Raw genomic sequence first — 228 nt, 5'->3', positions numbered from 1 at the left:
ACAAATTATTCGGCACTCCGAACAATGACTCCATCCCGTAAGCTGCCTGCAAGCCAAGAAAGCCGATCGGGCCGATGGTGCCAGCTGCTACCGCGATGACAGCCGAAGCATCGATCGCCGTGCCAAGCACGTTTTTCCCCATGATTTTTTCGCCAAGCAATGGGTAAAGCAAAGACCGTGGTTTTAATGGCATGCCTTTTTGGTAATGCGCATACATCAGCACGATCG

Annotated in this window: 1 protein-coding gene; it reads right to left on the bottom strand. The window is 51.8% G+C overall.

Annotated features, from left to right (window positions below):
- Positions 1 to 228, bottom strand: a 228-nt coding sequence (locus tag R0J87_RS25555) for a BCCT family transporter (RefSeq protein ID WP_498889814.1), incomplete at both ends; no start/stop codon positions are given.

Source organism: Halomonas sp. SIMBA_159 (assembly GCF_046536035.1).
Lineage (GTDB): Bacteria > Pseudomonadota > Gammaproteobacteria > Pseudomonadales > Halomonadaceae > Vreelandella > Vreelandella venusta_A.
Note: the sequence above shows the minus strand (reverse complement) of the source record. Positions and strands in the feature narration are given on the sequence as shown.